We start from the raw sequence: 19,903 nt of genomic DNA, 5'->3' as shown, positions 1-19,903 counted from the left end.
CCAGCCCTGCTAGGCTAGACATATTTTTTGATTGCTGCCGAATAAGAATCGCTCCTCTTCTGGAGGGCTTCCTCATATAGCCGCTCGATTTGGCTGTTCATTTGGCTCGAGTGGAACTTCTCCTGAAAAATAGCAAGTCCGGCCTGCCCCATCGCCGCAAGCGTTGGCTTGTCCAGCTGCTTGATAATATCGGCCAGCTCCTGCTTCTTCTCAAAATCGAAAATATAACCGTTCAAGCCATGCCGGATAATTTCCGGCAGTGCGCCGCGGTTGCTCGCGATGACCGGCTTCATATTGCGCAGCGCCTCAATGGCGACAATGCCGAAGCCTTCCCAGCGCGACGGGATAATGACTGCATCGCAAGCTCTCATGTAACGATCGATCTCGGAGTTGTCGACCCAGCCAATCTTTACCGTATTTTCCGGAAAAACGTAGCTAACCTCCTCGAGGACCGTATCGCCGACAAGATATAATTGAACATTTTCAAACTTATGCTCATTGAACACCTCAAGCAGCAGATCAAACCCCTTCTGGCGGTCAAAGCGCCCGACGTACAACAAATTGATTTTGTCTGACTCAGTAGCAAAGGGAGCGCCGCTGGATGGCAGCGTATCGGATACGCCATTATAGACGACGCCTGACTTTTTGGCCGGAAGCCCGTAATGCATCGCCCTGTCGTATTCATGCTGCGAGATGTTGATGATGTAATCGGTACGCACCGCCAGCACCTTCTCCACGAAAGCAAAGGCGCGCTGTTTCCACGGCTTCGTATCCATCAAGAACGCCCAGCCATGCGCATTATAAATAACGACGGGCCGGCGGCTCTTGAAAAAAAACAACGTCCGCAGGAAAACTCCTGCGAACGTGCCGTGGACATGGACGATATCCGGTTGAAGCTCGTTCACCTTGCGCTGTATCGCTTTGATTGCCTTGATGAAATAGGCCGGCTTCCTCTTGTAAGGATAAAGCTGAAGGCGTTCCCCGCTAATTTGCAGCGTATCCGGACGAGAGTTCTGCTCGGAAGCCATAAGATAAATATCATGTCTGCCCGATTGATAGCTCAGCACTTCGTTCAGATGGGTTTCGATGCCGCCCTTGGTAAATTCCGAAATATGCAGGACTCTTGCCATTTTTTTATCAACTCCTAAAGTTTTGCGGAGCAAAACTATCTTCGTAAGCATGAACTTTCCGCATTTAAAAAGCGTCTTGCGAGCCGGCGAGCGCTTTAACCGTCCGGAACATAATTTTGATATCGAACCAGATGCATCTCTTCTCGATATAGGTGATGTCCAGCTCAACCATTTGCTTGAAACAAAGATTGTTTCGGCCGCTCACCTGCCACAAGCCCGTGCAGCCCGGCGTAACGGACAAGCGCTGCTTGTCGTACTCCGTATACTCGGCTACTTCCCGCTGAAGCGGTGGCCTTGGGCCGACCAGCGACATTTCGCCTCTCAGCACGTTCAGCAGCTGCGGCAGCTCATCGATGCTCGTCTTGCGAATCAGCTTGCCGATCTTTGTAATGCGCGGATCATCCTTCATCTTGAACATCGCGCCGCTGATCTCATTCTTATCAAGCAGTTCCTTCAGCTTGTCTTCCGCTCCCGTAAGCATGGAGCGAAACTTGTACATCCGAAACGGCTTCTCGTCCTTGCCAATCCTCGTTTGATAGAAGAAAACAGATCCTTTCGGGTCCTCCCACTTAATGAGGATGGCGATGACAACAAACAGCGGGCTGAGGAGAAACAAGCCAAACAGCGAGCCCGTAATATCGATCGTGCGCTTCATAATGGAATACATGCTAAGCTCTTTACGCTCGCCGCGTGCCGAATAATAATCCGATACGCCAATTACCGCTTCATCCTGATATTGTGGAGGCGTCATTATCTCTCACCTCTTCCGACCAATAGCCGTTTGGCAAGCTCGCGCTCCATTAATTCTTCCAGCTCGGACATCAGCTTATGCTTAAGCTCATTGTTGCGAAGCGCAAAATCAAGCGTCGTCATAATAAACCCAAGCTGCTCGCCGACATCGTAACGGACGCCTTGGAAATCAAAAGCATATACGCCTTGATCGACGTTGAGCTTCTGTATCGCATCCGTCAGCTGGATTTCTCCGCCCGCGCCGCGCTCATGCCGGCCCAAATATTCGAAGATTTCCGGCGTCAGCACGTATCTGCCCATAATGGCCAGATTGGAAGGCGCTTGGCCTTGCGGCGGCTTCTCCACGAAGCGGTTCACCTCATATAAATTATCCAGCCGCTGTCCCGGATCTACGATTCCGTACCGATGCGTCTGATCTACGCCAACCGTCTGAACGCCAATGACGGAACGGCCGGTTTTCTCATATTGCTCGATCAATTGCCGCGTGCAAGGAACCTCCGCTTCGACGATGTCATCGCCAAGCAATACGGCAAACGGCTCATCGCCGATAAAGTTTCTGGCGCACCATACCGCGTGGCCAAGCCCTTTAGCTTCTTTTTGCCTGATATAATGAAGATTGACATTGGATGACTTTCTTACTTTTTCCAAAATGTCGAGCTTGCCTTTTTCCTCTAAAATGTGCTCCAGCTCAAACGCGATATCGAAATGATCCTCAATCGCCCGCTTCCCTTTTCCTGTTACGACGATGATATCCTCAACGCCCGATTCAATCGCTTCTTCCACAATGTATTGAATAGTAGGCTTGTCGACGATTGGAAGCATCTCTTTGGGCATCGCTTTCGTTGCTGGCAAAAACCGTGTACCGAGTCCAGCGGCGGGGATAATGGCTTTTCTCACTGTTTTCATCTGACTTCACCCTATCCTATATATTTTGGTTGTATCTATTTTTATAAGGGGCATCTAACCCCTCCTCACGTCACACCCTTGACGATTAACGTCTAAGGTCGGCTGACCCACAGCATGACCGAGTGCCTCCGGTGATAGAGGTGCAGGAGACATTACCTAATCTATCCGATGCTTTCAGCGGCAAGAGCTGGACGCCTAAGCGTCGTTTTTCTCTCCGTAATAGTAGGAATAGATATCTGAATGATTTCGGTTGATTTTGTTCAGTACAACGCCGATAAGCCTTGCTTTCACATGGTCCAGCGACGCTTTTGCCTTCAGTACAACATCCTTCTTCACCTTGCCCGAATCGATGACGAGCACGACCCCGTCACTCTGTGTGGCAACAATCTGGGCATCGGTCACCGACATGATCGGCGGAGTATCTACGATGATGACATCGAACTGTTCTCGCGCCCGCTTTAGAAGCAGCGCCATCGGATCAGACGAGAGCAGCTCGGATGGATTGGGCGGCGTAGGTCCGGCTTGAATAATCGAGAGGTTTTCCGTATTCGTGAACTGAATAATATCCCTCAGGTCCAATTGGTTTAATAAGGCTGTCGTCAAGCCGCTCCGATTCGATTTGCCGAAAATATGATGCTGCGACGGCTTGCGCAAATCTGCATCGATCAGCAGTACCTTTTTGTTGGCCTGAGCAAACGCAACTGCCATATTCGCACAGGTCGTGCTTTTGCCCTCGCTTGGCTTGGACGAGGTAACCATTATGATTTGCAGCTTCTGATTGATCGTAGAGAACTCGATATTGGTCCGCAGCATGCGGTAGCCCTCGGATATCGGCGATTTCGGATTCAGCTCCGTAATCAGGTTCCATTTAGGAATCAAGCGAGACATTTTGTTCCCTCCCAGCTATCTTCGTTAATGGAGCATTGCTGCTTCGCTCCATAGAGTCGCGTTCCTCAAACTTGGGAATCGACGTCAGTACTGGCACCTCAAGCAGCGCTTCGATGTCTTCCTCTGTCTTCACGGTGTCATCCAAGTAATCAAGCAGGAAGGAAATCCCTACTCCTACCATCAAAGCGAGCATGAAGGTTACGGCGATGTTCATTTTGGCATTCGGCGCAACTGGCCCATGGCTTTCCTTTGGATCGGCCTGATCGAGGACAGAAACGTTATCCACCTTCATCAGATCAGGAACCGATTTTTGAAAAACGATCGCAATCGCATTGGCAATCAGTGCCGCCTGCTCATACGAATCATCCCTTACCGAAATGGACATGACCTGCGTTTCATTTACGGAGCTAACGCTTACCTTTCCGATAAGCTCGCTGTAGGTGACGCCTAGGTCCGGATACTGCTTAACGACCTTCTTCATCATTCGTGGCGTTCGCAAAATTTCTTTATAGGTTTTTATAAGTCCGATCGTAGAGTTGATCGCCCCAACATCGATGCTTGGCAGCAGTGAGCTGCTGTCCTTATATTGGTTGACGATTAATTTCGCGGATGCTTCATACTGTGGTTTGATGAAATAGCTGGAGTAAATGCCTATGGTTAGACAGCTGACGGTAATTAATAGAACAATCATCAATAGCCTTCTTTTTACGATGAGCCAATACTGTTTTAATTCCAAATGATTTCCTCCGTTACTTGTAATGTCATCTGTCCTTGCAGGTCGCAAAAGTTGTTCTAAATGAATATTAAAATTTATTAATTATTCAAAACGCGACCTTTTGGGCATTGATTATGGTTAGGAATATCCCTTGCGAGCATACCAATGACAAGGACGGAACCTATGATTTGGCTGTATTCATAAAATCATCCACGGTTCCGCCATTCATGATAAACTCCATCATTTGCGCGGAACAAGGGGTCAAGCCCAGCTTGCCAAGCAGTTGCGACATTAACTCGGCCATATCTAAGGGCTCATTGCAATACCGGTAACCGGTCGCCATAAGGAGCTCAGGAAGCGATCGTGTTTCAGTTTCGCCGGTTTGCTGTAATAGAGAAGGATCCTCGGATAGTATTTTCAAAAATTGCTTCAGCCTGATTCGCTTCTGCTCCTGATTTGAAATGTTCATCTTTGAAACCTCCATTCATCAGCTTGAGTTTTCACTTTGAATCCTGGAACCATCGTACTCTCTCGTTGCACTCTAGTATGACACAATCGATCATAATTCTTGAGGGAATAAAGACATGGTGCGGATTAGACATTCCTACTCATTTTCAGGACCGTTTTCATAAGTACGGACTCCTAATTGATGCGAATAGTGGGATATAAATTAGCATTTTTTTACTGCAGAATTTAATAATTCTGACAATTGGAAGCGCTTTATGAATTTTCTGAGAGAATCCCACTATAGACTCATAAACCCGAAAGCAAAATTCGCTTTTTTCCCTTTAAAATCCTAGGTTTTTGTCAAATTGGACAGTCGTATTCCACGTTAATTTTGGCAAAAAATACGATATTATCAGATCAAAAGAAGGGACTATTGACCAGCATCCTACCTAAGCAGGACATTTTTCCTGTTCGACATATTTCGCGAAGGCCTTTTAACTGTACATTTTCACCTTTGAGAGCGTTATCTTTACAATAAAATAAGAAAAATAAACGGATTCTAATGAAAAAAAAGCATTGAATTCGGCCTAAAAGCGGACATTCAAACGATTCAGGCAAGAAATTTATGTTCTTTGGCCAAGTTCCCCATGACGGCGGTCAGGATTTCAACCCATGAATCGGGATAAATATAAAGCTCCAAAAGCCCTGAAAATGGACCAACATTACATGCCATGTTATCCCTAAATGACTAGGTGCGGCGCTTCTCCAAACGTCCTAGGAACAGCTTATTTTGACGAATAAGGGCAAGTAGCTGCTGCTCGCTCTCCTCGGCGATCTCTAAATCATACCTTAGTAAGCAAATAAGAAATAAGTTTTCCCCTACGCTTAGATAGCAAAAAAAACCCTGTACCGCCGAAATGAATATCGGCCGCGCAGGGGCTTATTTAGAAACAAACTCTTAACTTCCAAGCCAGCTTTACTCCATAATATAAGCAAGCAGCAAAGCCGCCGTATGAACCACAGCATCCAGATGAGTCCGCTCCATGCCATGAGAGGCGTGTACTCCCGGCCCGATCAGGGCTGCTCGGATATTGCTTCCGCCTCTTAGCGCTGCTGTCGCGTCAGAGCCATAGAACGGATAGATATCAACTGCATAAGCCAGCTTCTCGCGCTTGGCGAGTTCAATCAGTCTCGTTGTCATTTGATAATCATAGGGACCGCTCGAATCCTTGGCGCATATCGATACGTCCTGCTCCGTCGCGGATAGGTCATCTCCAAGCGCCCCCATATCGACCGCAATGAGCTCCGTGATATCCGCTGGAATATGCGAGCTGCCATGCCCGACCTCCTCGTAGGTAGAGAAGATGAGCTTGATCGGATGGGCAGGCGTTTTTCCTTCGCGCTTTAACCATTCCAACAAGCCAAGCAAGGCAGCTACGCTTGCTTTATCATCCAAATGACGCGATTTTACCCAGCCGTTTGAAAAAATACGGGTTCGCGGCTCCCAAGATATGATATCCCCGACGGAAATGCCCAGCTTCTCGGTATCCTCTTTGGTTTTCACCAGCTCGTCGATTCGAATCTCCATGTTGGCTTCCTCGCGCTTCCAATCCTTCGCATCCGCATGAACATGAACGGAGGCTTTCGTCGAAAGCACCGTTCCCTCATACTTCCTGCCGTCACGCGTATGAATGACCGCATACTCTCCCTCTACCGTATGCATGGCATACCCGCCGATCGGCGTAAAACGCAGCATGCCATTTGATTTAATCGAGCGCACCATCGCTCCGAGCGTATCCAGATGAGCAGACAATCCAATGACATGATCTGGCAGTTCTCCAGGTATCGTGACTATTCCGTTTCCTTTCGGCGTAGTCTCAAGCGTATAACCAAGCCTGCTGATCTCCGAGTCGAGGTATTTCATTATATCCATGCAGTAGCCGCTCGGGCTCGGTATGTTCAGCAAAGCCTCAAGCTGGCTAGATATGTAGCTGCGGTCTAACTGCGGTGCAAGCGGTGACGTCATATTTTACATCTCCTCTATTTACGGAATAGCTTACTATGGCTTAAGTATATCGCTTGTTTATGGGTAAAGGCCAATTCAAGGTTGCATGGGAGTCCTCATCTATGGAGTTTGTATTGTTACTTGCAGCTGGCTGAGTAATCATAGCTATCTATCTTGCACTCACGCAGGATAAACGCTCTTTATCGAATATTTCGCCGCCTATCCTGCATTCCATACAACATAGCTATCCGTTAATGTCTACTTTGCTGGATTTAAAGGACATTCTATTGCATTCATGCAGGATAGCTTCCTCACAAGGTCTAAATTGCGTAAAGTTAATGCATGCGTGCAGGATAGCTTTCCAGTAACCAATTCCTTTACCTCAAAAAAGTAACCTTACGTTTAGCGAGGACTATTTCCGTTGATATCGACAGCACCCTTCGAAAAAAAATCATAACTTTTGCACACGCGTGCTCATTTAACTTTCAAAGTTAATCTTCTTACTATCGTGTAGTCTGATCACTTTATTTTGATATCGCTTTAGCTTGGCTTCAAAGTTGTCTCTGTCTCTCTCAAAATCCTTCGTCCATGTATACATCATTTTCAACATCTGGATATCCGGTTTATAGAGGCACGCTTCCATACCCAGCTTCTGTTTCATGAACCTAACGAATATTCTGATTCTGCGTTTCCATAACGGTGTATCCAGAAAAATGATCGTATCCGCCATTTCATATAAGCATTGATAGGATGCCCGGTCCGTTCCTTCAAATATCCACTCTCCGACTTTATCCATTTCCAAAATGACCTCGACCTGTTCATCTGCTGTGCGTTTAACTCGTCCAGCCGCCGTTTGATGATGAACGATAGAATCCAGCTCATGCCAAGGAATATTCGTCTTTTCCGATAATCGCCTCGCCAAGGTTGTTTTGCCGCTTGCTACAATTCCAATGATAAGAACTTTTTTCACATGTGCCCCTTATTTCTCCCAAAGCTCGATCAGTCGACCGTCAGGGTCTTCAATCCAAACAAACTTGCCAAAATCACTAACCTCTTTTTTCTTCGCAAGGGGTATGCCAATTTGTTCAAGATGCTGAATCGTCTCGTTTAGATCATAAACTTGGAAGTTCAGCATCACCTGTTGTTCTGTTGGAAAATAATCGTCATTCTCGGTAAAGAAAGAAAAAATAGTCTCATTGCCTAACTCGGGTTTTATTACAGTCCCATTCCAATTGTTTATTTCAATTTTTAATACTTCGCTGTACCATTTTTTTGTTGCTTCAAGATTTTTAGTTCTCCAAAATATTCCTCCAAAACCTTTTATCATCATATCCAGCTCCTGTCTGTCATCAAATTTGTAGCTATCCGGCTTACATTAAACGTACTCTCTCTCTTCTCGGCCTTCCGTATGCTCGTATCGAATCCAACTCAGCTGCGGAGCCACAAATGCCCCGTCTTCTGGTGTAAAGAATTTCGGGGAGCCCCGTAAAATCCCTTCATTAACTTTAACTTCCACCTAGCTGGGTGCCATTCTCCAGCCTAAGCTTTATTCTCTAGTCAACAACGTCCATAACAATACCGATCTCACCCTTTATTTTCGTTGAACACCCTTATGATCCAAAAAAAATCGCGAAGCCAGCTGCTTCGCGATTCTCCATCCCTATAGCCGCTTCAGGAACGATACGATCGTCAGAAGCCCTTGGTCGAAATTGGACAGATTAAAATGCTCGTTCGGCGCATGCAGATTCTCGTCCGGAAGACCAAATCCCATCATAACGACAGGAGCCGCAAGCTCGCGGGAGAAAGTCTCAACGATCGGAATCGACCCTCCGTCTTTCGTGAACAGCGCTCGCGTGCCATAAACATCTTCGTAAGCATCCGCAGCCAACTGCAGCATTTGGTCGGAAGGATCGATGTTGAAAGCACGAGCCTTCTCGCCGTCTTGGATGTGCAGCTTCGCTCCCGGCTGAATATGCTTCTGCAAATGCTGTTTAATCTTGTCCAGAATATCCTGTGGGTCTTGGTCTCCAACTAGGCGGCAGGTGATCTTGGCATGCGCCTCCTTCGGTATGACCGTCTTGGTGCCTTCTCCCTGAAATCCGCCGTAAACGCCGTTCAGTTCAAGCGTTGGCCTCGCACCGACGCGTTCCACAAAGGAGAAGCCTTCTTCGCCGTACAACGCATCAAGACCAAGACTTGCCTTCAATCCATCTTCGTCCAGCATCTGCTTGGCGAACTCTTCTCTCATGAGCGGCGAAAGCTCCGGCACGCCTTCATAGAATCCGTCAACGCCTACGCGGCCCTGATCATCGTGCAAAGTCGCAAGCAATGAGACGAGGGCATGAAGCGCGTTAGGAACGCCTCCGCCATAGGATCCGGAGTGCAAATCAGTATTTGCTGTGTTCACGGTAACCTCTAGGGAACACAATCCCCGAAGTCCCGTACTGATAGCGGGCTTGCCCGGCTCGAGCAGCGAGGTGTCCGAAATCAAGATGACGTCAGCAGCCAGCTTGTCCCGATTCATCGTCAAGAAAGGAGGGAGGCTCCGGCTGGAAACTTCTTCTTCGCCCTCGATGCACAGCTTGATATTAACCGGAAGCCGCTCTTCCTGCTGCAATATGGCTTCTATCGCTTTAATATGTAAAAACACCTGGCCTTTATCGTCCGTCGCTCCCCGCGCGTATAGCTTGCCGTCACGAATATCCGGCTCAAAGGGAGGCGTCGTCCACAAATGCAGCGGATCGACTGGCTGCACGTCGTAATGGCCGTAAACAAGCACGGTAGGTTTGCCGGGAGCATGCAGATGATCGGCATACACGATCGGATGGCCTTCGGTTTGATGCACTTCTACATTCTCGAGTCCCGCGCGGGTGAGCGCGTCCGCAAGCCATTCCGCTGCCTTGTTCATATCCGCCGTGTGCGCGGACAGGGCAGAAATGCTCGGGATCGACAACCATTGCTTCAGCTCGTCCAACTGTTGTTCCCTTATGTTTTGAAAATAAGTTTTATAACTCATCGGTGATTTCATCCTCCCATACAATTTATATCCATATCATATACCTTCGCTAAGTAATTATGCCAGAATAGCCGTCATAATACGAATCCATTAAGAATAGAAACGGCGACTTCTAGAGTGCCAATCCAAGTCATGCCCGATAAGCATACCTGCTCTGCAGCCATGGCATGCTGCTTGATCAAAGCTGCTTTAATAGTATAGCTGCAGCACCTGAGATAGTGGCTGCAGCAAGACAGACGTACGAGTATTTCTCTTTTTGAAAATAAACCAAAAACATCGTTAGCAGCGCAAATCCAATGGAAATATTAGATGCAATGAATGCTCCTGCCAGCAGATTGCCTGCTTTGAACGGAACCATTATAACTATCAAATTCAGAATGAGACATGTAAAAAAGACCGTTTTTTGTTTCCCTGTTAGTTTTCGATAGCTCCCTTTCTTTCTTACCGCAAAGGTTATTACGGCAGCAACCCCAATTGAGGCAATGATGAATGGAAAAATAAGCTGAAACATAGGCATCTCCCTTCTCGTAAAAAATTCCAATTTACACCATTTAAGGTTACCATAATGACCATCATACGTCAGCCAAACTCATGCCTTGTTTTAGCTTTCGAAGATTAAAGGAGTTATTTTCGGGAGGGCGAAGAACTATAACGAAGAAGAGAAACTATCGCTGAACGGAACTATTTTTTATCGATCATACATAGCGAGTTCGGCGCAAAATGTATAGCGGTCATTGTCGATTCTGAATTCGGGCAAACGGAGTCCGTTCTCTGCTCAGCAGACGCGGCAAAGACCCCGCAGCATTGAGTCAGCGGGGATCTTTCTTAGCTTGATGATGATGATGATGATGAGCCTCTAAGGGCATAGGCCTGTTACCTGCTTCCCTTACTCTCCTTGCACGGACGCCAAATACGTTTCCAACTGATCGAATGTGCCGCCAAAGTCTTGTTTCATGGAATCGAACATGCCCAAGAAAAATTGCTGTTCTGCCTCAGTGGCGTTGATTGGTCCGCCGCGAAGCGTCAGCGTTGTCTTGCCGTCATGCTCTTCGAAAGTTAACTTATTTTCGATTTCTAGAGGGAACGTTTCATCAAACGCCGCACGAACAGCATTGCCTTCTTTATCCGAGAACGAATTGACAAATACGATTTTCTCCGGCGCAATGATTTCGCTAAATACGAATCTGCCCACAACTCATCGCCTTCCGGCGATACCATCTTATAATAAAACTTGCCGTCTGGTTTGAAATCCAGCTTGGCATAGTCAATGGTCAGCGCCGTTGGCCCCCACCATTTTTTCAAATGCTCAACGGCAGACCATACTTTAAATACCAAATCACGCGGCGCATGAAGCACGCGGGTAATCACGAGTTGCTCAGCCATGTTCATCCTCCAATTGTCCCTGCCCAGCAAGCTGCTTTAGTGTGTTTAAAGGTAAGAATCCGGCTACAAAGGCTAACATTTCGTTTCTCCAGAACGATCTTCTCGCTTCGCTTACACCTCATTTCTTTTGTTCAACATATATTAGAAGGATTTTCTCCCTCTAATCTGATGGATTTGAGCTTATATTGGAATTTAGATGGATTTTCTCCCGTTAATTTCAAGGAATCAACCTACAATGGTGCGAATCAAGGAAATTAGCAGGACAAATTCCAGCTATTTCATATATCAATTGATTAATAAGATTTTAACGGGAGAAATTCCAGCTAATTCATGAGAACTTCCCGATAATTCTGCCAGCACTCCTTCAAACGATTTAAGCTAACATACTTCCCTCTCAGCCAATATTTTCTGAAATCACTAGCCAAACTGGGTCGCGGCATTAGTCGGATTCTTTGGTTTCATTTTCATTTGATGCCGCATTGCCTATTGCTATCCTTCTTCATAAAAAAACAAATAAACCGCCTATATGAGCGGTCTACTTGTCGTTGCTATGATTAAAAGCGATTTTATACTCTTTTTCTTTATCTTTCTCTCTCTTTATCTCTCTTTAGCTTTCTAGACTTCCTTCACTTTGCATCCAAATGCTCTTACGTATCTTGCTAAATAGCTGCCTTCTCCTTGCGCAGCTCCTCTTGCAACTTGGCAATGGCGACATCCGCAGGATCTACCTTGGTTAGCACCGCTAGGGCCGCCGCCGTTCCCGCGGCTTGGCCAGTGGCCATGCAGCTTGGCGTTAACCGGGTAGTCGCGAGCGCCTCATGCGAGGTCGATATGCATCTCCCCGCTGCCAGCAAGTTGCGCATATTGCGCGACAACAGACAGCCGTATGGAATATCGTATGCGCCATCTCCCGAGATAAAAGCGGCGGTCACGCCTTTGCCCGAAGGATCATGAATGTCTATCGGGTAGCCGCTGCGGGCGATCACGTCGCTGAACTTCCGGCCTGCGACCACATCTTCCTTCGACAGCAAATAGCGGCCGACAATCCGGCGCGATTCCCGAATGCCGATTTGCGGGGCGACTACGGAGATCGAAGCACGCTCAAAGCCAGGCACATCACGCTGCAAAAACTCGGCCATCATCAGCACCTGGCGGCGACCCTCCTGCTCCGCTTCGGTCAAATCCTCGGCGCTGGTCGCATCTAGCCCCTGCACTCTGGTGCAGTTTATAAGCACCTCATCATCGGCAGGGCCAGTGAAAAACAATACCTGATCACGGTTGATCGGCACGTTCGCCTTTTTCCACTGCGAGTAGAAGCCGCTTACACCGGTCAGAGGCAGGTGAGGCAGCTCTGCAATGGGCGTCTTTTTGTAAAACTCCTCCGGATGCTCAATCATATAATCCTTCACTTTAGCCAGATCAACGCCGCGCATCCGAAACTTCATCGTCATCGGTTGCGCTTGATTGTCTCCCTCGCGCCCTTGCAGCGTTTCGGCTCCGGACAGGTGGGCAACGTCCGCATCGCCGCTCGTGTCAACGAAGGTTTGGGCACGTATCAGCGATCGGCCTGACTTGTTTGTGACATACACGCCCTCGATTACTTGTTCCTTAACGACAACCTCGTCCACAAAGCTGTGCAGCAGCAGCTTTACGCCCGCCTCGCGCAGCATGTCGGCCGCAACCACCTGATAAATTTCCGGATGATACGGGGTCAGCGTATGCACGAAGCCGACGGTATCCCTCAGATGTCCCGGCGAGCCGCCGCGCTCCTGCAGCCGATCTACAATTTCCTGTGCGATGCCTTTAATGACTTGCTCGCCGCTATCGGTATGAAAGGTCATCCACGGATAAACCATCGCGGCAGTGGACATACCGCCCACGAAGCCGTAGCGCTCAATCAGAACCGTCTTGACGCCTTGCCGTCCAGCGGCAATTGCCGCTGCTATCCCAGCAGGACCGCCGCCAACGACAACGACTTCCGCTTCTATTGTGTTGTTCACGCAAATTTCTCCTTTCACTGCTCTTCTTATTCCTTAAGCCCCGTCATGGCTACCCCTTCAATAAAGCGCCGCTGCGCCATAAAAAATACGATTAACAAAGGCACCGTCGCCATGACGGTCGCGCTCATCAAATAATGCCAGGATGTGCCTACTTCATCCGTGAACAGTGACAAGCCAAGCGGCAGCGTCATCAGCTCTCGTGAATTAATAAAGATCAACGGGTCAAAAAAGTCATTCCATACCGTCACAAAAGTGAAGATGGTCAGTGTCGCAAGGCCCGGCTTCGCGATCGGCAGCATAATTTGCGCATAGATCCGGAAGCGGTTGCAGCCATCGATCATCGCCGCTTCTTCCAGCTCCGTTGGCACCGTAATGAAAAACTGCCGCATGACGAAAATGCCGAACACGCCGCCTGCGCCGAAGATCGGCAGCAGGATGATCGGCAGATGCGTATCGATCCAATTCAATTCACGCATAAATAGAAACATCGGAATCGCCGTAACCTCATGTGGAATCATCATGGCGCTTAGCAAGATCAGAAATACGAGATTTCTGCCCTTAAACGGAATTTTCGCGAACGCATAGCCAGCCAGCGATGCAAAAAACACGGTGCCGACTACAACAACAAATGCGATGTATACACTGTTGAAATAAAACCGGTGAAACGGGATCAGTTGAAATACATCAGCGTAGTTTTGAAACCTGAACGTGGATGGGATCAGCTCTGGCGGATAGGTGAAAATGTCCTGCGGCTCCTTGAAGGAGGTGGACAGCATCCACAGAAATGGCACGAGCATAATAAACGCGATAACGCTAAGCACGGCATACACGCCTATCGCCTCAAGCGGCCTGCGCTTGTCCAAATTAGGTGTCGCTTTCATTGAACACCCACCTCTTTCTGAGCTGCCACTGCAGCAGTGTCAAGATTAGCACGACAAAGAACAGAACGAATGCGAGCGCCGAGGCGTACCCCATCTGAAACAATTTGAACGCTTTTTCCCATATATAATACACCAGCACCTTCGTACTGTTGCTCGGCCCTCCTTGCGTCATGACATAAATTTGGCCAAACACCTTCAGTGAGCCGATTACGGTCATAACTACGGTTAGAAACACCGTTGGCGTAATCATGGGCAGCGTCACATTAAAGAAGCTTTTGCTCTTGCCTGCGCCGTCGAGCATCGCAGCCTCGTACAGCGAACGCGGCACCTGTTGAATGGCGGCGATAAAAAGCACCATGTTGAGCCCGACATTTTTCAGCACACTCGTTACGATGACCGCCGGCATCGCGAGCTTCTCGTCATACAGCCACGCCGGTCCCTTAATATCCAGCAGCAGCAAGAGCTGGTTGATTAAGCCCGAATCTGTTGCGAACATATACTTCCAGACAATGGACCATACGATCAGAGAAGTCATAACCGGTACAAAAATCGCCGTGCGGAACAGCCCGATTCCCTTCATGCTTTTGGATAGCAGTAGGGCAAGAAGCAGTGCCAGCACAATATTTAGCGGGACCAGGCCCACCGTAAAATAGACCGTGTTCCCGAATATTTTCCAAAACATAGAATCTGTCGCAATATTCCGATAATTTTCAAGCCCAATAAACTTGTGATCGCCTAGCAGCGGCCAATCCGTCAAGCTCATATAAAGTGCCTGCCCCATAGGGAACAGCAGCAGCAAGGTAAAACCCAATACCATTGGCGAAATAAACAGCCAGCCGGTCCATTGCGCTTCCCGGGCAAGCGGCCCTCTTCTTTTTTTGCCCGTTTTCTTCATTAAGGTACACCGCCCTCTAGCTCAGTCTATCCATTGCATTGCGGAACTCGCTTACTGCTCTCCGGAGCTCATCCTCCGTCTTTCCAACCACAATGGCTCCCAGCATAACCGCTTTCACGCCCGCATCCCGAAGCGCCGCAATATCGCCAGGCACAAAACGCCGCTGCGAAGGAATAACGACGGGCAGCCCCGAATGCTTCGCCAAATGCCGATATTTCATCACATCCGCAAAGCTGAGCGGCGTGCCGTATTCGCTCCCCGGCACAATGGAAGCTTCCAATGCCGTAAACCCAAAATCGCTGGCGGACTGTACAAGGTCCAAATCGTATTGCTCATTGATGGCAAACGTCCGGTCAAGCCCATGGTTCTCCAGCATAAACGAAGGAAGATGATGCGCGTAAATCGAATAAAAATCAAAGCCTAGAGGCGCGAGCCGCATAATATCTTCTTTGGAAACGCCCTCAAGACTGCCGGACGGCACAACCCCAAACGGTCCATCGAACTGTTCGCGGATGCTGCGGAATTCCGCTTCGTATTCATCAAGCGAACCAAAGTGCGTACCGCTTGCGCGATGCCCCACATTAAAATGGACTTTAAGCGCATCGGCGCCTTCTTCAAGTGCTGCCTTAGCCAGCGCTGCATCATTCGCGGGCAGGCTGATGAACAAGGATAATTCATGGTCTTTCAATCGCTGCTGTAATTTCCCCACTGCGTTCCACTCCTTTGCTTGGTTGGAGGGAAAGCCGGCCGCGAAGCGGACCGGACATTCCGCATCCTTTGCTTACTTCAGTACAGCGTCTACTTCGGTTTGCATTTTAGCTAAATTGTCCTTTGCGGTTCCTGAACGGCCAAACAGCCGGTCAAAGCCCTGCAGCACGGTATTGTCGATATCCTGCCAACGAATGTGTCCCGGAATAATGCGTGCTTTTGGCATTTCGTCAATAACGGCTTGAATAATATGCTCCTTCGGCGGGTTGTTCGGCTGATTCAGGAACAGATCCGAATTTAACACCGACGTACGCGGCGGTACGAAGAAAGTCGATGTCTGCTCGATTCCGGACTGGCTGGCGAAATATTTCAACAGCTTCTTCGCTTCCTCCGGATGCTCGCTGTCCTTAAACAGCGTATAGCCCGCTTGTCCAAGCATAGGCACGCTGCCCTGTGAACCGGACGGCATTGGCGCAATGCTCCACTCGAAATTCGTTATTTCTCTAGCTTTCGAGACGTAGCTGTAGTTGTCAAAGAACATCCCAACGTTACCTGCATCAAAGCTCACTTGCTCGCCAGCCTTCGGGTGAGAGAGCTCAGTGAACATCATGCGCTCCAGCAATTCGAATGTCTCCACGCCATATTGGTCGTTCCAAGTAAAGGCGGTCATATCATCATTGAACGGGCCGCTGCCGTTGGACCAGGAATACGAAGAGAGGATCGCCCAAGTTTTCCAGTCACGGAAAAAGTTTGCGCCATACACGCGGTTTTTGGCATCGCTGCTCGAAATCTCTTTTGCGCTTTGCTCGAACTGCTCCCATGTCCACTCGCCTTTGGCAGCCAGCGTATTCGGATCGGTCAATTGTGCTTGATCAAATAACGTTTTATTGTAAAACATAACAACGGGCGGCGTAGAGAAAGGCAGACCCAACAGCTGATCGCCATCGCGGAACAGATCCAGCGTGCTAGGAATGTAATCATCCAGCTTAAAATCCGCATCGTCTTTAAATTCCGACACATCCGCCAAAATTCCGTTTTCCTTAAACTGAGGAACCATCCGCTCGGATACCCATGCGATGTCCGGCAGCGATTTGCCTGCAGCAAGCACGGAGATCTTCTGCTGGTATTCGGCGAAAGGCACCGATTCCATCCTCACCTGAATTCCCGGATTTTCCTGTTTGAAGCCATCAATGAGCTTGTTGTAGACGTCCATATGCCCTTGATTGCCCCACATGAGAAACTTCAACTCAACATCTTCCTTTTTCCCCGCTGCGTTGTTTACGTTTTTGTCGGAATTCGTACTGCATCCGATCGCCGTAACAAGCAGCGCGGTAGCCATGAGAGCCAAACCTGCCTTTTTCATAAAATCCCCCTTAACGGTCGCTAGTTTGTGATGACTACTTAAGTATATCGGAGGAGCTTGCAGCTCTTAAATCACTTAGATTACAGGAAAGGTTCGTTTTATTTATCTCTTTGTCATATGATCTAACTTAAGCTGCTAGGCGGATTAAATTGATTGCGGTATTCGCCTGCGGTCAGCCCCGCCTGCTGCTTGAATACGAGCATAAAATGTTTAGGGCTCTGATGGCCGGACAGCCTCGCCACATCGTAAATTTTGAGCTGCGTATGCGTCAGCAGCCATTTCGCGCGTTCAATGCGCGCTTCCGACACGTAATCCGAATAGAGAACTCCCGTCTCTGCCTTAAACAGCTGGCTCAAATACGTGGCGTTTAGGCTTACCTGGGAAGAAACGGTCTGCAGGCGCAAATCCCCATCTAGATGCAGCTTTACATACTCCTTCACATCGCGGATAATTTTCCGAGCATCCCTGCCTGCCTCCATAGCTTCTGATTCCGTTTCGAGCTGTGGCGCAGATACTCCATATTTTCGATCCAGCAGCACGCGCGCCTTCTGCAGCACAGCTACCAGCTCATGTCGCTCGATCGGCTTCAGCAAATAATGGAACACCCCGCATGCAATCGCCCTCTGCGCGTATTCAAATTCTCCGTATCCGCTCAAAATAATGACCAGCAGATCCGGATACATTTGCTTCACCTTCTCCATCAGCGTCAGCCCGTCCATCTCTCTCATCCGAATATCGGTAATCATGACATCAGGCATATCGGATTTCAAATAAGCTAACGCCTCTGTGCCGCTTGCCATCTCTCCCGTCACCTCGAACGAATGTGCCGACTGGCGGATCAGCTCCCGCAATCCCTGGCGTATGACCATTTCATCCTCTACAAGCAGCACCTTATACATCCTGTTCTGCCTCCTTTTCCTGTAAGGGTATCGTTATCGTGACCGCCAAGCCTTGCCCCAAACTTCCCTCCACCGTCAGGCTGCCGCCTTCACCGTAAATCAGCAATATGCGCTGATAAATATTGTTCAGCCCCAGCTCATCCTCGTCATTGCGCTGCAAGGACTGATAGGAAGGCAGCTTGCTTATCTCCTCGTTTAGCGCATCGATCTCCTCTTCGCCCATTCCCTTGCCATTGTCCCGCACGGTAATGAGCAGCTCGTCCTCAAATCGCAGGGCCGAGATCCAAATAGTGCCTCCCTCTTCCTGTCCGTCAATGCCGTGATAAACGGCGTTCTCGACGAGCGGCTGCATAATCAGCTTCGGTATGCGGCATTCGTTGACCTCATCATCAATGTCATAAAAAACCTGCAGCTTGCCCCCATAGCGGACCTGCTGGATTCGCACGTAGGATTGAACAAAATCAATTTCCTCCTGCAGCGAAATAAGCCTGCCGGCTTTGTCGATCGTATATCGCAGCAGCTTGCCGAGTGCGGAAACCATGTCCGATACCTCGGCATGCTTCCGCTGAACAGCCATCATGTTGATCGACTCCAGCGTATTGTAAATAAAGTGCGGATTAATCTGGCTCTGAAGCGCAGACAGCTCCGCCTCCTTCTCCCGAATTCCAAGCACAAAAACCTCGTGAAAGAGGCGATTGATTTCCTCCATCATTTTGTTGAAGCCACGTCCGAGCTGACCGAATTCATCGTTGGTCAGCGGGGTCACCCGCTTGTTGAAGTCGCCCTGCTCGACGCTTGCCATATTTTTTTTCAGTACAATTAACGGCCTTGTTATCCGGTAGGAAAGCATTACGGCCAGTATCATAACTATGGCGACGCACACGACAGCAAACCATAAGGTGAACTTCATAATCTCGCGCGATTCCTTCTGAATAACGGCGATTGGCGTCAGTCCGATGACCGACAGGCCTGAATACGAAGAATGATGCTGAACGAACAGGTAGTCGCTGCTGCCCAGCCGTTTCCTATGCCCGCTTTCGAGTTGCTGCGGCTGCCCCTGCTTCATGATCTCCTCATAGGCGGAAATGCCGTCCGCCGACACTCGCTCATACAATAGTCGCTGCAGGCCATCCACAATCATCAGCCCCGCTTCCTTCTCCACATTCAGGTTGGATAAAATGCCGCCGAACGCCTCCAGCTTCACATCAATCAATATATAACCAAGCCGGGCCAGCGTCTTCGGTTCGCGAATCACTCTGGCAACCGAGATATAAGCTTCCGCATCGGAAACGCTATAATAGGAAGGCTTATGCGGCGGGATAATTCTCCACTCCCCTTCCGATCTTGCAAGCGATGTAAACCAGTCATCCTGCCTGCCGTCCCATACGGCATCAATCGCCATCGCATCGACATTCGAGAACAGGACTCCGCTGTTGCTTATCAGATGGATGCCGCGGATCTCCGGACGGTCATATGCCTGCCCGGAGGTATAAAGCTTCATTTTCATATAATCATCGGATTGTACCCACGTGCCCGAGCCCATTGCCCCGTTGTATTTGGCCAGAATGGACAGCACCATCTGATCGTACAGCGGCATAAGGGACAGCCTCTCGAAATCCTTAAGCTGCCGATCCAAATTGGCACTGATCTGCCGGACGATGTCAATCGTATATTGCTCCGTCTTGTCATTCATCGTTGCCGAGAAGTGGCGATAAGTCACCATGCCCTGCAGGCTAAGCGGCAGCAGTATAAGCACGGTGAACAGAATCAACAGCCTTGTTCGCAGGTTGCTTTCTCTGAAATGGCCATTCATCCACTGAATCAAGGGTGTTTCCTCCTGTCGTTAAATAAAGTGACATCCTACTATTTATAGAAGTTTATCGTATAATGAGCATCGATTGGAATCCTATCCTTTAC

At 48.8% G+C, this 19,903-nt stretch carries 18 protein-coding genes and 1 pseudogene; all 19 read right to left on the bottom strand.

The features are described 5' to 3' along the window. Positions 1–14 precede the first annotated feature (14 nt). The 19 genes and pseudogenes from FJQ58_RS15530 to FJQ58_RS15440 all read right to left on the bottom strand — a co-directional run bounded on the left by FJQ58_RS15530 (position 15) and on the right by FJQ58_RS15440 (position 19,811). A complete protein-coding gene (locus FJQ58_RS15530) occupies positions 15–1,130 on the bottom strand; it encodes a glycosyltransferase family 4 protein (RefSeq protein ID WP_139994976.1) in 1,116 nt (371 codons plus the stop codon). A 64-nt stretch (positions 1,131–1,194) separates the two neighbouring features. Then, a complete protein-coding gene (locus tag FJQ58_RS15525) occupies positions 1,195–1,881 on the bottom strand; it encodes a sugar transferase (RefSeq protein ID WP_139994974.1) in 687 nt (228 codons plus the stop codon). After that, positions 1,881–2,786, bottom strand: a complete 906-nt coding sequence (gene galU / locus FJQ58_RS15520) for a UTP--glucose-1-phosphate uridylyltransferase GalU (protein ID WP_139994972.1) — start codon at positions 2,784–2,786, stop codon at positions 1,881–1,883. Before galU ends, FJQ58_RS15525 begins: the two co-directional genes overlap by 1 nt. Before the next feature lie 195 nt (positions 2,787–2,981). Next, positions 2,982–3,674, bottom strand: coding sequence for a CpsD/CapB family tyrosine-protein kinase (locus FJQ58_RS15515; protein WP_139994970.1), 693 nt, complete (start codon positions 3,672–3,674; stop codon positions 2,982–2,984). Continuing rightward, complete coding sequence (locus tag FJQ58_RS15510; protein ID WP_139994968.1) at positions 3,655–4,410, bottom strand: YveK family protein; 756 nt, start codon at positions 4,408–4,410, stop codon at positions 3,655–3,657. The genes FJQ58_RS15515 and FJQ58_RS15510 overlap by 20 nt, the downstream gene beginning before the upstream one ends. A 160-nt stretch (positions 4,411–4,570) precedes the next feature. Then, complete coding sequence (locus FJQ58_RS15505) at positions 4,571–4,858, bottom strand: hypothetical protein (protein ID WP_139994966.1); 288 nt, start codon at positions 4,856–4,858, stop codon at positions 4,571–4,573. Positions 4,859–5,812: 954 nt separating this feature from the next. Beyond that, positions 5,813–6,862 (bottom strand): M42 family metallopeptidase, encoded by a 1,050-nt coding sequence (locus tag FJQ58_RS15500; RefSeq protein WP_139994964.1) that lies wholly within the window; start codon positions 6,860–6,862, stop codon positions 5,813–5,815. Positions 6,863–7,319: 457 nt separating this feature from the next. Continuing rightward, positions 7,320–7,811, bottom strand: a complete 492-nt coding sequence (locus FJQ58_RS15495; protein ID WP_139994962.1) for a EutP/PduV family microcompartment system protein — start codon at positions 7,809–7,811, stop codon at positions 7,320–7,322. A gap of 9 nt (positions 7,812–7,820) precedes the next feature. Then, positions 7,821–8,168: a VOC family protein gene (locus FJQ58_RS15490; protein ID WP_139994960.1), complete on the bottom strand. Its 348-nt coding sequence runs from the start codon at positions 8,166–8,168 to the stop codon at positions 7,821–7,823. A gap of 333 nt (positions 8,169–8,501) precedes the next feature. Beyond that, positions 8,502–9,857: a dipeptidase gene (locus tag FJQ58_RS15485; RefSeq protein WP_139994958.1), complete on the bottom strand. Its 1,356-nt coding sequence runs from the start codon at positions 9,855–9,857 to the stop codon at positions 8,502–8,504. 178 nt (positions 9,858–10,035) lie between these two features. Further along, entirely contained in the window at positions 10,036–10,368 is a 333-nt protein-coding gene (locus FJQ58_RS15480; protein ID WP_139994956.1) for a hypothetical protein, read from the bottom strand. A 375-nt stretch (positions 10,369–10,743) separates the two neighbouring features. Further along, a pseudogene (locus FJQ58_RS15475) lies at positions 10,744–11,240 on the bottom strand (SRPBCC family protein). A 659-nt stretch (positions 11,241–11,899) separates the two neighbouring features. Further along, positions 11,900–13,240: an FAD-dependent oxidoreductase gene (locus FJQ58_RS15470; protein WP_139994954.1), complete on the bottom strand. Its 1,341-nt coding sequence runs from the start codon at positions 13,238–13,240 to the stop codon at positions 11,900–11,902. Positions 13,241–13,266: 26 nt separating this feature from the next. Beyond that, on the bottom strand, positions 13,267–14,121 hold the full coding sequence (locus FJQ58_RS15465; RefSeq protein ID WP_139994952.1) for a carbohydrate ABC transporter permease: 855 nt from the start codon (positions 14,119–14,121) through the stop codon (positions 13,267–13,269). Continuing rightward, on the bottom strand, positions 14,105–15,016 hold the full coding sequence (locus FJQ58_RS15460; RefSeq protein WP_139994950.1) for a carbohydrate ABC transporter permease: 912 nt from the start codon (positions 15,014–15,016) through the stop codon (positions 14,105–14,107). The genes FJQ58_RS15465 and FJQ58_RS15460 overlap by 17 nt, the downstream gene beginning before the upstream one ends. 16 nt (positions 15,017–15,032) lie before the next feature. After that, complete coding sequence (locus FJQ58_RS15455) at positions 15,033–15,725, bottom strand: hypothetical protein (RefSeq protein ID WP_139994948.1); 693 nt, start codon at positions 15,723–15,725, stop codon at positions 15,033–15,035. 72 nt (positions 15,726–15,797) lie between these two features. Then, positions 15,798–17,087: an ABC transporter substrate-binding protein gene (locus FJQ58_RS15450; RefSeq protein WP_139994946.1), complete on the bottom strand. Its 1,290-nt coding sequence runs from the start codon at positions 17,085–17,087 to the stop codon at positions 15,798–15,800. Between the two features lie 122 nt (positions 17,088–17,209). Continuing rightward, positions 17,210–17,986, bottom strand: coding sequence for a response regulator transcription factor (locus FJQ58_RS15445; RefSeq protein ID WP_139994944.1), 777 nt, complete (start codon positions 17,984–17,986; stop codon positions 17,210–17,212). Continuing rightward, positions 17,979–19,811: a cache domain-containing sensor histidine kinase gene (locus tag FJQ58_RS15440; protein WP_139994942.1), complete on the bottom strand. Its 1,833-nt coding sequence runs from the start codon at positions 19,809–19,811 to the stop codon at positions 17,979–17,981. The genes FJQ58_RS15445 and FJQ58_RS15440 overlap by 8 nt, the downstream gene beginning before the upstream one ends. Between the last annotated feature and the right edge of the window lie 92 nt (positions 19,812–19,903).

Origin of the sequence: Paenibacillus paridis, assembly GCF_006345825.1 — a bacterium.
GTDB classification, from domain to species: Bacteria; Bacillota; Bacilli; order Paenibacillales; family Paenibacillaceae; genus Pristimantibacillus; species Pristimantibacillus paridis.
Note: the sequence above shows the minus strand (reverse complement) of the source record. Positions and strands in the feature narration are given on the sequence as shown.

Coding starts and splice junctions, on each gene's coding strand:
- FJQ58_RS15450 (WP_139994946.1), bottom strand. CDS start 17,087: ATGAAAAAGGCAGGTTTGGCTCTCATGGCTACCGCGCTGCTTGTTACG.
- FJQ58_RS15505 (WP_139994966.1), bottom strand. CDS start 4,858: ATGAACATTTCAAATCAGGAGCAGAAGCGAATCAGGCTGAAGCAATTT.
- FJQ58_RS15485 (WP_139994958.1), bottom strand. CDS start 9,857: ATGAGTTATAAAACTTATTTTCAAAACATAAGGGAACAACAGTTGGAC.
- FJQ58_RS15445 (WP_139994944.1), bottom strand. CDS start 17,986: ATGTATAAGGTGCTGCTTGTAGAGGATGAAATGGTCATACGCCAGGGA.
- FJQ58_RS15465 (WP_139994952.1), bottom strand. CDS start 14,121: ATGAAAGCGACACCTAATTTGGACAAGCGCAGGCCGCTTGAGGCGATA.
- FJQ58_RS15480 (WP_139994956.1), bottom strand. CDS start 10,368: ATGTTTCAGCTTATTTTTCCATTCATCATTGCCTCAATTGGGGTTGCT.
- galU (WP_139994972.1), bottom strand. CDS start 2,786: ATGAAAACAGTGAGAAAAGCCATTATCCCCGCCGCTGGACTCGGTACA.
- FJQ58_RS15530 (WP_139994976.1), bottom strand. CDS start 1,130: ATGGCAAGAGTCCTGCATATTTCGGAATTTACCAAGGGCGGCATCGAA.
- FJQ58_RS15525 (WP_139994974.1), bottom strand. CDS start 1,881: ATGACGCCTCCACAATATCAGGATGAAGCGGTAATTGGCGTATCGGAT.
- FJQ58_RS15490 (WP_139994960.1), bottom strand. CDS start 8,168: ATGATAAAAGGTTTTGGAGGAATATTTTGGAGAACTAAAAATCTTGAA.
- FJQ58_RS15460 (WP_139994950.1), bottom strand. CDS start 15,016: ATGAAGAAAACGGGCAAAAAAAGAAGAGGGCCGCTTGCCCGGGAAGCG.
- FJQ58_RS15515 (WP_139994970.1), bottom strand. CDS start 3,674: ATGTCTCGCTTGATTCCTAAATGGAACCTGATTACGGAGCTGAATCCG.
- FJQ58_RS15500 (WP_139994964.1), bottom strand. CDS start 6,862: ATGACGTCACCGCTTGCACCGCAGTTAGACCGCAGCTACATATCTAGC.